Below are 11,549 nucleotides of genomic sequence, written 5' to 3' on the forward strand. Positions count from 1 at the left end.
AGTTGGCGAAGACGTTCTGCACGTCGTCGCTGTCCTCCAGCGCGTCGATCAGCTTGAAGATCTTCTTGGCGCCCTCCTCGTCCAGCTCGACCTGCATGGTCGGGACGAAGTTGGCCTCGGCGGAGTCGTAGTCGACACCGGCCTCCTGCAGGGCGGTGCGGACCGCGACCAGGTCGGTGGCCTCGCTGATGACCTCGAAGGACTCACCGAGGTCGTTGACCTCCTCGGCGCCCGCGTCCAGGACGGCGCCGAGCACGTCGTCCTCGGTCAGCTCGCCCTTGGGGACGATGATGACGCCCTTGCGGTTGAAGAGGTAGGACACGGAGCCCGGGTCGGCCATGGAGCCGCCGTTGCGGGTCATGGCGACGCGCACCTCGGAGGCGGCGCGGTTGCGGTTGTCGGTGAGGCACTCGATGAGCACCGCGACACCGTTCGGTCCGTAACCCTCGTACATGATCGTCTCGTAGTCGGCGCCGCCGGCCTCGAGACCGCCACCGCGCTTGATCGCGGAGTCGATGTTCTTGTTGGGGACGGACTGCTTCTTGGCCTTCTGGACGGCGTCGTAGAGCGTCGGGTTGCCCTCGACATCGACACCACCCATGCGCGCCGCGACCTCGATGTTCTTGATCAGCTTCGCGAAGAGCTTGCCGCGCTTGGCGTCGATCACGGCCTTCTTGTGCTTCGTCGTGGCCCATTTAGAGTGGCCGGACATCTGCCTGTCTCCTTCGCGTAACCCATCCCTGTACGAACGGCAGAGATCCTACAAGGACTCCGCTGTCCGGTTGGCGCGCACCATCTCGACGAAGAGCGAGTGCATACGGTGGTCGCCGGTCAGCTCCGGGTGGAACGACGTGGCCAGCGCGTTGCCCTGGCGCACGGCGACGATGTGGCCGTCGTGCTCGGCGAGCACCTCGGCCCTGGCGCCGACGGACTCCACCCAGGGGGCGCGGATGAAGACGCCCTCCACCGGGCCGCCCTCGACGCCCTCGACGTCGACCGCGGCCTCGAAGGACTCGTTCTGGCGGCCGAAGGCGTTGCGGCGCACGATCATGTCGATGCCGCCGACGGTCTCCTGGCCCGAGCGCGGGTCGAGGATCTTGTCGGCGAGCATGATCATGCCCGCGCAGGTGCCGTAGACGGGCATTCCGTCGCGCACGCGCGCGCGGAGCGGCTCCATCACACCGAACAGGATGGCCAGCTTGGAGATGGTGGTGGACTCGCCACCGGGAATGACCAGGCCGTCGATCTCGGCGAGTTCCTCGGGGCGCCGCACCGGCCTGGCCACGGCGTCGGCCGCGGCCAGGGCGATGAGGTGCTCCCGTACGTCGCCCTGGAGGGCCAGGACGCCTGTGACGGGGGTGTTGCTCATGGGTGCTTACCAGCCCCGGTTCGCGTAGCGCTCGGCCTCGGGGAGGGTGTCGCAGTTGATGCCGACCATGGCCTCGCCGAGGTTGCGGGAGGCGTCCGCGATGATCTTCGGGTCGTCGTAGAAGGTGGTGGCCTTGACGATGGCGGCGGCGCGCTTGGCCGGGTCGCCGGACTTGAAGATGCCGGAGCCGACGAAGACGCCCTCGGCGCCGAGCTGACGCATCAGCGCGGCGTCGGCGGGGGTGGCCACACCACCGGCGGAGAACAGCACGACCGGGAGCTTGCCCAGCTCGGCGACCTCCTTGACCAGCTCGTACGGGGCGCGCAGCTCCTTGGCGGCGGCGTACAGCTCGTGGTTGTCGAAGCCGCGCAGCTTGGCGATCTCGTTCTTGATCTGGCGCAGGTGGCGGACGGCCTCGACGACGTTGCCGGTGCCGGCCTCGCCCTTGGAGCGGATCATCGCGGCGCCCTCGGCGATACGGCGCAGGGCCTCGCCCAGGTTGGTGGCGCCGCAGACGAAGGGGGTGGTGAACGCCCACTTGTCGGAGTGGTTGACCTCGTCGGCCGGGGTGAGGACCTCGGACTCGTCGATGTAGTCGACGCCGAGGGACTGCAGCACCTGGGCCTCGACGAAGTGGCCGATGCGGGACTTGGCCATGACCGGGATCGAGACGGCGTCGATGATGCCCTCGATCATGTCCGGGTCGGACATGCGGGCCACGCCGCCGTCCTTGCGGATGTCGGCCGGGACCCGCTCCAGGGCCATGACGGCGACGGCGCCCGCGTCCTCGGCGATCTTGGCCTGTTCGGGCGTCACGACGTCCATGATCACGCCGCCCTTGAGCTGCTCGGCCATGCCGCGCTTCACGCGCGCGGTGCCGGTCTCGGGGGCCTGGTTCTCGGTGCTGGACACGGGTTGACCTCACAGAAGGGAAAGAGGGTTTTCTGCAAGCACCGAGGAAACGGGAGTGGGCCAGTCCACAGCAAGGGCCAATGGGAAGCCGGTGGATCCTTTTGGCCGTCCGCGGTGGCCCGCCGGGCTACGCCGTGCGGTCGGCCAGCGCGGCCGGCGGCTCGTCGTCCATCTCGAACGCCATCGGGAACGGTGCGTGTCCGGCCAGCCGGAACCAGCGCACCTTGCGGTGCTCGCGCAGCCTGCGGGCGGCGCCGACGGCGTCGTTGTGGAAGCGGCGCGCCATGGGGACCCGGCGCACGGCCTCCGTCAGCTCGCGGGTCGCCGCCTCTCCCCCGGGCACCGCACGGACCACCTCCACCTGCCGCGCGTCCGCGAAGACCGCCCGCAGCGCCTGGCTGAGGTCGCTCTCGGCGACCTCCCGCTGCTCCTCCTCGGCCTGCCGGGCGGCGTGCGCGGCCTCGTACAGCACGATCGAGGCGGCCGGGTCGAGCACCCCGGACGTGGCCAGTTCCTGTGCCACGGACGCCCTGCGCAGCAGTTGCGCGTCGAGCGCGGCACGGGCGGCGTCGATGCGGGCGTGCAGCCGGTCCAGCCGACCCGCCGTCCAGCTCAGGTACAGGCCGATCGCGACGAGGACGACGAGGATCCAGATGAGGGTTGGGGTCACGGGCGGCAAGGCTACCGGGGCGCTCCGCCGGCTCGGCCGAGCGAGTCGACGTGGCCGTCAGCGGGGGGATCAGTCCCGCGCCAGGCCGAGCCGAGCGCGCAGGCCCGTTCCCGGCGTCCGGTCGTCCGCCGCCACCGCCGCCGCGCCCGCCGTCACGGTCTCGTACACGGAGAGGATGTCCGCGCCGACGGTCGACCAGTCGAAGCGCCGTACGTGGGCGCTGCCCCGCTCGCGCAGCTCGGCCCGGCGGTCGGGGTCGCCGAGGAGGCGCACCGCCGCCTCCGCCAGCGCGTCCGCGTCCTCGTTGGCGAAGAGTTCACCGGCCGCGCCCTGGTCGAGGACCTGGGCGAAGGCGTCGAGGTCGGAGGCGAGGACGGGGGCCCCGGCGGACATGGCCTCGACGAGGATGATGCCGAAGCTCTCGCCGCCGGTGTTGGGGGCGACGTACAGGTCGACGCTGCGCAGGAAGCGGGCCTTGTCCTCGTCGCTGACCATGCCGAGGAACTCCACGCGCGAGCGCAGCTCCTTCGGCAGGTTCTCCACCGCCTCCTGCTCGTCGCCGCGCCCGGCCACCAGAAGTCGCGTGTCCGGCCGTTCGGCGAAGATCCTCGGCAGGGCCCTCATCAGCACGGGCAGGCCCTTGCGGGGCTCGTCGATGCGGCCGATGAAGCCGATCGTGTCGCCCTGCCACTCGGGTCTGGGCTCGGCCTCGGCGAAGAAGTCGACGTCCACGCCGTTGGGGATCACGACCGCGTCCCCGCCCAGGTGCTCCACCAGCGTGCGGCGGGCGTACTCGCTCACCGCGATGCGCGCGCTGATCTTCTCCAGGGCGGCCTGGAGGATCGCGTACGCGGCGATCATCGCGCGCGAGCGCGGGTTGGAGGTGTGGAACGTCGCCACGATCGGGCCCTGCGCCGCCCAGCAGGTCAGCAGGCCCAGGGACGGCGAGGTCGGCTCGTGGATGTGGATGACGTCGAACGCGCCGTCGTGCAGCCAGCGGCGCACCCGCGCGGCGGACAGGAAGCCGAAGTTCAGCCGGGCCACCGAGCCGTTGTAGGGCACCGGGACCGCGCGGCCGGCGGAGACCACGTACGGCGGCAGCGGGGTGTCGTCGTCGGCCGGGGCGAGGACGGACACCTCGTGGCCGAGCCTGATGAAGTACTCGGCGAGATCGCGGATGTGGAACTGGACGCCGCCCGGCACGTCCCAGGAGTACGGGCAGACGATGCCGATTCTCACGCGGCCGCCCCGTCCGAGGGGCGGGGTTCCAGGTCCGCGAGCCAAAGCCGCTGCAGCATGTGCCAGTCCTCCGGATGGTCGGCGATGCCCGAGGCGAAGACGTCCGCCAGCGCCTGTGTCATGACAGACGTCTTCTCGGCCCGCGTACCTGTCTCGGGTACCTCGATCGGGGGATGGACGCGGCCCCGCATGATGGGCGACTCGTCGTACCAGAGGGTGACGGGGAGCAGCAGCGCGCCGGTCTGCTGGGCGAGGAGGGCCGGGCCGGCCGGCATGCGGGCGGTGGCGCCGAAGAAGTCGACCTCCACGCCCGAGGCGGACAGGTCGCGGTCGGCGACCAGGCAGACCAGGCCGCCGTCGCGCAGCCGCCGCGCCAGGGTGCCGAAGGCGGAGCCGCCGCTGTGCGGCAGGACCTCCATGCCGAGGCCCTCGCGGTAGGCGACGAAACGGTCGTAGAGGGTCTCGGGCCTGAGCCGCTCGGCGACCGTGGTGAACGGGATCTTCAGCTTGGTGGTGACCCAGGCGCCGGCCAGGTCCCAGTTGGCCAGGTGCGGCAGGGCGAGGATGACGCCGTCGCCGGCCGCGAGTCCCTCGGTGAGGTAGTGCAGGTCCTTGGGGTCGAAGCCGCCCTTGACGCGGTCGGCGCTCCACGCCGGGAGCCGGAAGGACTCCATCCAGTACCGCAGGTAGGAGCGCATGCCGGCGCGCGACAGCTCGGCGAGGCGCTCGGGGCTCGCGTCGGGCACCACGCGCGCGTAGTTGCTCTCCAGGCGCAGCACGCCCTTGCCTCGCTGTTTCCAGGCGAGGTCGGCGATGGTGCGGCCGAGACGGACCGCGGCCGGCTCGGGGAGCTTTTTGACCACGCCCCAGCCGAGCCCGTACAGGGCGTCCGTCAGCCGGTCCTGGGCGCTCACTTCGCGGCCTCGCTCCCCCGGGTGTCCGCCTGCTGGACTTCTGCCTCGGCCTCCGCCTCGGCCTCCGCCGACTCGCGACGGACGGTGACGACCCGCTGGATCAGCGTGACCAGGCTGCCGACGGCGACGATCCACAGGGCCACCGGCAGCAGGTACTGGATGCCGGGCACACCGAACGTGTGCAGGCCCGCCAACCCGGCCGCGACCAGCGACACCACCAGCCGCTCGGCCCGCTCGACGAGCCCGTTGACGGCGACCGGCAGGCCGATCGACTCGCCGCGCGCCTTGGTGTACGACACCACCTGGCCGCTGGTCAGGCAGAAGATGGAGACCGCGCACAGGACGTTGTCGTCGCCGCCGCCCGCGTACCACAGGGCGAAGCCGCCGAAGATCGCGCCGTCGGCGACCCGGTCCAGCGTGGAGTCCAGGAAGGCGCCCCAGCGGCTGGAGCGGCCGAGCTGGCGGGCCATGTTGCCGTCGACCAGGTCGGAGAAGACGAACAGGGTGATCACGACCGTGCCCCAGAAGAACTCGCCCCGGGGGTAGAAGACCAGCGCGCCCGCGACCACGCCGGCGGTACCGATGAGCGTGACCGTGTCGGGGCTCACGCCCCGGCGGATGAGAAACGCGGCGAACGGTGTGAGGACACGCGTGAAGAATGCACGCGCGTACTTGTTCAGCATGGCCTTCCCGACGGTCGGTGTGGCCGCGCGGCCCCTGGTGGCCACCGGCTGGCCCATCGTAGCCACGCGCGCGCGTGAGCGACCGCCGGGCACCCGCAGCCCCGTGTCCGAGCGTGGTCGGGGGCGCGCGGCCGGACCGTGACCGGGCTGCCGTCAGGCCGTGATGCGTCCTTCGTATGGACGCACCGTGACGGGAGTGGAAAGCTCGAAGGACCGCGGGCGTCGCCGGAGCCGCCACCGCACGCGGAGCCGCCGTGCCCGCGCCCCCGATGACCTCACCGTGCACGGGAGGCAAGACATGGGCGACAAGGCGAACGCACACCCCGGGGCCGCCGGCAGGGCTACGGCGGCCGACCACCCCGCGTCCGTACGGAATGTGGTGCTGGTCGGCCACAGCGGATCGGGCAAGACGACTCTGGTGGAGGCTCTCGCGCTGACGGCGGGAGCGGTGAACCGGGCGGGCCGCGTGGAGGACGGCGGCACCGTCTCCGACTACGACGAGATCGAGCACCGCCAGCACCGGTCGGTGCAGCTCTCCCTGGTGCCGGTCGAATGGGACGGCTTCAAGGTCAACCTGCTGGACACCCCCGGCTACGCCGACTTCGTCGGGGAGCTCAGGGCCGGTCTGCGCGCCGCGGACGCGGCCCTGTTCGTCGTCTCGGCCTCGGACGGCGTGGACGGCTCGACCCGCATGGTGTGGGAGGAGTGCGCGGCCGTCGGCATGCCCCGCGCGATCGTCGTCACGCACCTGGAGGCCGCGCGCGCGGACTTCGAGGAGATGACCCGGATCTGCGCGGAGGCCTTCGGCGGCGACGACCCCGACGCCGTGCTGCCGCTGTACCTGCCGCTGCACGGCCCGCAGGGTCCCGACGGGCACGCCCCCGTGACCGGACTGACCGGGCTGCTGTCGCAGAAACTGTTCGACTACTCCACCGGCGAGCGCAAGGAGTCCGAGCCGGGCGAGGACCAGCTGCCGGACATCGAGGAGGCACGCAACCGGCTGATCGAGGGGATCATCGCGGAGAGCGAGGACGAGACCCTCATGGACCGCTACCTCGGCGGCGAGCGGATCGATGTCAAGTCGCTGATCGAGGACCTGGAACGGGCCGTGGCACGCGGCACGTTCTTCCCCGTCCTGGCCGCCGCGCCCGCCACCGACGGCGCCCGGCAGGGCATCGGCACGGTGGAGTTGCTCGAACTGATCACCAGGGGCTTCCCGACCCCGCTGGAACGCGAGGCACCTCAGGTGACCACCATCGACGGCAGGCCGCGCGAGCTGAAGGCCTGCGACCCGGACGGACCGCTCGTCGCGGAGGTCGTGAAGACGTCCTCCGACCCGTACGTCGGCCGGGTCTCCCTGGTTCGCGTCTTCTCCGGCACCCTGCGCCCCGACGAGACCGTCCATGTCTCCGGTCACGGGCTGGCCGACCGCGGCCACGAGGACCACGACGTCGACGAGCGGGTCGGCGCCCTCTCCGCGCCCTTCGGCAAGCAGCAGCGGACGCTGTCGCACTGCATCGCGGGCGACCTCGCGTGCGTGGCCAAGCTCAGCCGCGCGGAGACCGGCGACACGCTCTCCGCCAAGGACGACCCGCTCCTGATGGAGCCCTGGCAGATGCCGGACCCGCTGCTGCCCCTGGCCATCCAGGCGCACAGCAAGCCCGACGAGGACAAGCTCTCGCAGGGCCTGGCCCGGCTGGTCGCCGAGGACCCGACCATGCGGCTGGAGCAGAACCAGGACACCCACCAGGTGGTGCTGTGGTGCCTCGGCGAGGCCCACGCGGACGTCGCCCTGGAGCGCCTGCGCAGCCGCTACGGCGTCCAGGTCGACGTCGTCCCGCACAAGGTCTCCCTCCGGGAGACGTTCGCCACCAGGGCGGGCGGCCGCGGGCGGCATGTGAAGCAGTCCGGCGGGCACGGGCAGTACGCGATCTGCGAGATCGAGGTGGAGCCGCTGCCGGGCGGCTCGGGCATCGAGTTCGTGGACAAGGTCGTCGGCGGCGCCGTGCCACGCCAGTTCATCCCGTCCGTGGAGAAGGGCGTGCGGGCCCAGGCCGCGAAGGGGGTCGCCACCGGCCATCCCCTGGTCGACGTCCGGGTGACCCTCCTCGACGGCAAGGCGCACTCGGTGGACTCCTCCGACGCCGCGTTCCAGACCGCCGGCGCGCTCGCGCTGCGGGAGGCGGCGGCCGACGCGAAGATCCATCTGCTGGAGCCGGTGGCCGAGGTGACCGTGCTGGTCGGCGACGACTACGTGGGCGCCGTGATGAGCGACCTGTCGGGCCGGCGCGGGCGGGTGATGGGCACCGAGCAGACCGCCGGCGGGCGCACGCTGGTGCGCGCCGAGGTGCCCGAGATCGAGATCGGCCGGTACGCGGTCGACCTGCGTTCCCTCTCGCACGGCACGGCACGCTTCCACCGCGTCTACGCCCGGCACGAGCCGATGCCGCCGCAGGTCGCCGAACGCGTACGTCAACAGGCGCAGGACGGATAGGGGTTGGTACGCGGCCGCATTCAAGTGGCCCGTGTGGAAGGTGTTCCTCCGGTTCGGCGGGCGGCTTCGGCCGTCCGCCGACGGATGTCGGTGGCTGCCGATACGCTGATGACCTGATCAACAGGTGTGCGGAGCACGGAAGTCGGGAAGGCCGCAGGAGCGAGAGTGGCGGCGATCGGGGGCGGGAATGACCGTTGACAGCGGTTACGCGGACATCTTCGGACCACAGGTGCCGCAGACGGGCGACGGAGGGCAGGCGGCGACCTTCGCGCTGGCCTCCGCGGCCTACCGGGACAACCCCGTCGAGGACATCAAGAAGGCCGACAACGAATGGCACCAGTCGACGGTCAACACCGGCCGCAGCTGGGCCAGGATCTTCCGGCCCAACCTCGGCGAGGCCTTCTCCCAGGCGGTCGTCGACCGCATGCTGGGCGTCGGCCGCAAACCCCTCATCCAGTCGTTCGGCATGGAACCGCAGGTCATCGTCGAGCACTGCCTCGCGGCCAACCGCATCCGCCGGGAACGCGACAAGAAGCTGACCGGCGTCATGCTCCTGTTCGGCGTGCTGTTCCTGCCCGGCCTGCTGGTGTGGCTGCTCGTCTTCCAGCTGCGCACCACGATGGAGAAGTCGGGCAACAAGCGGGTCTCCGGCCTCGCCACCGGACTCCTCCTGGCCGTCGGCGCCCTCGCCGTGATCTTCCTGCTGCGCATGCCGTTCACCGGCTTCTGGGGGCTGTACGCGCGCGGCGCGGTCGTCGCGCCCGTGGCCGGCTGGTTCCTGGCCCGCCGGATCTGCGAGGGCACCGCGAAGGACCTGCGCGAGCGCTGGGACAGCCTGCTGTCCGGCAGCAGCGTCGGCGCGAAGGTACCCGAGGCGGTGCCCACCAGTCCCAACCAGACCGCGGCCGAGCAGCTGCGCCAGTCGCTGGCCCGCCTCAGCGCCGAGCAGCAGTCCAACTCCGTCTTCTACGCGGGCCCCAAGGGCATCCTCGGCATGGGCACGCGCTGGGGCGCCTGGCACCTCGCGGAGGAGCTGCACCCGGTCGACCCCAACAAGGGCGTCCACGAGTTCCGCAGCTGGACGGTCATCCGGGCCATCCACGACCAGCTCACCGTGCTGAACCGGCAGAGCCTGAAGACCGGCGGATTCCCGCCCCCGTCGGTACGGCACTGGATCGTCACGCCCGTCGGTGAGAACGCCAAGGCCGTCGCCCGGCCGGAGGGCACCGACGTGGAGGCGTACCAGGTCAAGCCGAAGAAGATAGAGCAGATCTGCGACCAGCAGCAGTTCGGCGGCGGCGACCGGCACTACCTCGGCGTGCAGTGGCCGCTGTGGGACGGCCAGTTGATCATCACCATGCTGATCACCGTGACCGTGCTCCACGAGACGCTGCGCATCGAGGTCACCGGCCACGCGCTCGGTCCGGTGAACGGTCTGTTCACCACCAAGCCGGAGGCCCCCACGAAGGAGGTCGCCAAGACCGTCCGCTTCTGGGAGACCCGCAAGATCAACCTCCCGCTGGTCACCACCGACGAGGTGGTACGGCTGGCCGCGCGCGCCACGCTGACGTGGTACCCGCCGCTGCTGAACTGGCTGGGCGGCTCGATCGGCCTGCCCGAGCCGTTCGGCCTGCGGCACGCCTGGGCCGACCAGCCCTGGCGGCACCGCTTCATGGCCGACGACGCGCTGCGCGCGGCCGCGCCGGTGCTGCGCGTGGTGCACGCCGCCGCGCTGCGGGTCCTGAAGGAGCACGACGTGGACATCGAGAAGTTCAGCTCGCGCTCGGCGGTGCTCAGCGGGGCGGTCCAGGACCTGTCACCGCGCAAGGCCGACACCTACGACGCGTAGGGCGACCTACGACACCCCGGGGGGCCTACGACACGTAGAGGGACCTCCGAGGCTTGGGGCGACCCGAGCCGTGGGCGCCCGCCCACGGCTCAGCGCCCGCGACGGGCCGGTCTCACGCCGCCGGCCAGGCCTCCGCCAGCATCTTGCGCGTGTCCGCGAGCAACTGCGGCAGCACGCGCGTGTGCCCCACGACCGGCATGAAGTTCGTGTCGCCGCCCCAGCGGGGCACGATGTGCTGGTGCAGATGGGCGGCGATACCGGCGCCCGCCACCGCGCCCTGGTTCATGCCGATGTTGAAGCCGTGCGCCCCGGACGCGGCACGCAGCGTCGTCATCGCCTGCTTGGTCAGCTCGGCCAGCTCCACGGTCTCCGCGCCGGTCAGCTCGGTGTAGTCGGCGACATGCCGGTAGGGGACGGTCATCAGGTGGCCGCCGGTGTAGGGGTACAGGTTCAGCACCGCGTACACGTGCTCACCGCGCCGGACGATCAGCCCGTCCTCGTCGGACTTGGCCGGGATCGAGCAGAAGGGGCAGCCGTCGTCGGCCCCAGGGCCGGTCGGCTTGTTCTCGCCCTGGATGTAGGCCATCCGGTGGGGCGTCCACAGGCGCTGGAACGCGTCCTGCGTCCCCACTCCGATCTGCTGTTCCGGCTCACTCGTCATGCAAGGCAGCATATGGCTTCGCCCGTTCGCGGCGTGTCGCCGGGGCGGTGGGAAACGCCCCGCGGGCGAAGCTGGGCCGGTGCACCCGGACCGTCCCGGGGCCCGCTGGGAGCGGCGCGCCGAGATCCCTCTCGCCGTCGCCTCGCTGGCCTTCCTCGCCGCCTACGCCGTCCATGTCCTCGCCACGGGCCTCTCGGACGTCTGGCGGGACGTGTGCCTGGCGGTGACGCTGACGGCGTGGGCGCTGTTCGTCGTGGACTACGGGGTGCGCTGGCGGCTGAGCGGGCAGCGACTGCGGTTCGTGCGCACGCACTGGCTGGACACCCTGGTGGTCCTGCTGCCGCTGCTGCGCCCCTTGCGGATCGTGCGGCTCTACGAGGCCGTACAGCGCCGGCGCGGGCGGCCCCGGCTGTCGCTGCACGCGCGTGTGATCACCTACGCGGGGGTGTCGACGGCGCTGCTGGGCTTCGCGGGCGCGCTCACCGTCTACGACCAGGAACGCGGAGTGCCCGGCGCGAGCATGCGGACGTTCGGGGACGCGGTGTGGTGGACCTGCGCGACGCTGTCCACCGTCGGCTACGGCGACATCGCCCCGGTCACCGCGGGCGGCCGGGTGGTGGCGGTCGGCCTGATGGCGTGCGGGCTGGCGCTGCTGGGGACGGTCACGGGGTCGTTCTCGTCGTGGCTGGTCCAGCTGTTCTCGCGGCAGGACGAGGACGGGCCCCCGGGGAGATGAGTCCCGGGGGCCCGTCCCAAGA

11 protein-coding genes are annotated in these 11,549 nt (G+C 71.6%); 3 read left to right on the forward strand and 8 right to left on the reverse strand.

Features of this window, described 5'->3' with window-relative positions; genetic code table 11:
- The 7 genes from ALMP_RS34205 to pgsA all read right to left on the reverse strand — a co-directional run.
- Positions 1-712 (reverse strand): YebC/PmpR family DNA-binding transcriptional regulator (locus tag ALMP_RS34205; protein WP_264935532.1); only part of this gene is annotated, 712 nt, incomplete at its 3' end.
- Between the two features lie 48 nt (positions 713-760).
- A complete protein-coding gene (gene pdxT / locus ALMP_RS34210; protein WP_264935534.1) occupies positions 761-1,369 on the reverse strand; it encodes a pyridoxal 5'-phosphate synthase glutaminase subunit PdxT in 609 nt (202 codons plus the stop codon).
- 6 nt (positions 1,370-1,375) lie between these two features.
- A complete protein-coding gene (pdxS, locus tag ALMP_RS34215; protein WP_264935535.1) occupies positions 1,376-2,281 on the reverse strand; it encodes a pyridoxal 5'-phosphate synthase lyase subunit PdxS in 906 nt (301 codons plus the stop codon).
- Between the two features lie 127 nt (positions 2,282-2,408).
- Positions 2,409-2,960, reverse strand: a complete 552-nt coding sequence (locus ALMP_RS34220; RefSeq protein ID WP_264935536.1) for a hypothetical protein — start codon at positions 2,958-2,960, stop codon at positions 2,409-2,411.
- 60 nt (positions 2,961-3,020) lie between these two features.
- On the reverse strand, positions 3,021-4,190 hold the full coding sequence (locus tag ALMP_RS34225; protein WP_264935537.1) for a glycosyltransferase family 4 protein: 1,170 nt from the start codon (positions 4,188-4,190) through the stop codon (positions 3,021-3,023).
- On the reverse strand, positions 4,187-5,104 hold the full coding sequence (locus ALMP_RS34230; RefSeq protein WP_264935538.1) for a phosphatidylinositol mannoside acyltransferase: 918 nt from the start codon (positions 5,102-5,104) through the stop codon (positions 4,187-4,189). The genes ALMP_RS34225 and ALMP_RS34230 overlap by 4 nt, the downstream gene beginning before the upstream one ends.
- Positions 5,101-5,844, reverse strand: coding sequence for a phosphatidylinositol phosphate synthase (gene pgsA, locus ALMP_RS34235; protein WP_264935539.1), 744 nt, complete (start codon positions 5,842-5,844; stop codon positions 5,101-5,103). The genes ALMP_RS34230 and pgsA overlap by 4 nt, the downstream gene beginning before the upstream one ends.
- A gap of 241 nt (positions 5,845-6,085) precedes the next feature.
- On the opposite strand from pgsA, the gene ALMP_RS34240 reads away from it, so the two are divergent.
- A complete protein-coding gene (locus ALMP_RS34240) occupies positions 6,086-8,281 on the forward strand; it encodes an elongation factor G-like protein EF-G2 (RefSeq protein ID WP_264935541.1) in 2,196 nt (731 codons plus the stop codon).
- Between the two features lie 187 nt (positions 8,282-8,468).
- Positions 8,469-10,130, forward strand: coding sequence for a hypothetical protein (locus tag ALMP_RS34245; protein ID WP_264935543.1), 1,662 nt, complete (start codon positions 8,469-8,471; stop codon positions 10,128-10,130).
- Positions 10,131-10,242: 112 nt separating this feature from the next.
- Here ALMP_RS34245 and ALMP_RS34250 read toward each other — a convergent pair whose 3' ends face one another.
- On the reverse strand, positions 10,243-10,803 hold the full coding sequence (locus ALMP_RS34250) for an HIT domain-containing protein (protein WP_264935545.1): 561 nt from the start codon (positions 10,801-10,803) through the stop codon (positions 10,243-10,245).
- Positions 10,804-10,870: 67 nt separating this feature from the next.
- Here ALMP_RS34250 and ALMP_RS34255 point away from each other — a divergent pair, with 67 nt between their 5' ends.
- Positions 10,871-11,527, forward strand: coding sequence for a potassium channel family protein (locus tag ALMP_RS34255; protein ID WP_264935547.1), 657 nt, complete (start codon positions 10,871-10,873; stop codon positions 11,525-11,527).
- The last annotated feature ends 22 nt before the right edge of the window (positions 11,528-11,549 follow it).

Source organism: Streptomyces sp. A012304 (assembly GCF_026008495.1).
GTDB lineage: Bacteria > Actinomycetota > Actinomycetes > Streptomycetales > Streptomycetaceae > Streptomyces.

What these genes read in the sequence shown, in the direction of transcription:
- pdxT (WP_264935534.1), bottom strand. Translation starts at nt 1,369, where the DNA reads ATGAGCAACACCCCCGTCACAGGCGTCCTGGCCCTCCAGGGCGACGTA.
- pgsA (WP_264935539.1), bottom strand. Translation starts at nt 5,844, where the DNA reads ATGGGCCAGCCGGTGGCCACCAGGGGCCGCGCGGCCACACCGACCGTC.
- ALMP_RS34240 (WP_264935541.1), top strand. Translation starts at nt 6,086, where the DNA reads ATGGGCGACAAGGCGAACGCACACCCCGGGGCCGCCGGCAGGGCTACG.
- ALMP_RS34245 (WP_264935543.1), top strand. Translation starts at nt 8,469, where the DNA reads ATGACCGTTGACAGCGGTTACGCGGACATCTTCGGACCACAGGTGCCG.
- ALMP_RS34250 (WP_264935545.1), bottom strand. Translation starts at nt 10,803, where the DNA reads ATGCTGCCTTGCATGACGAGTGAGCCGGAACAGCAGATCGGAGTGGGG.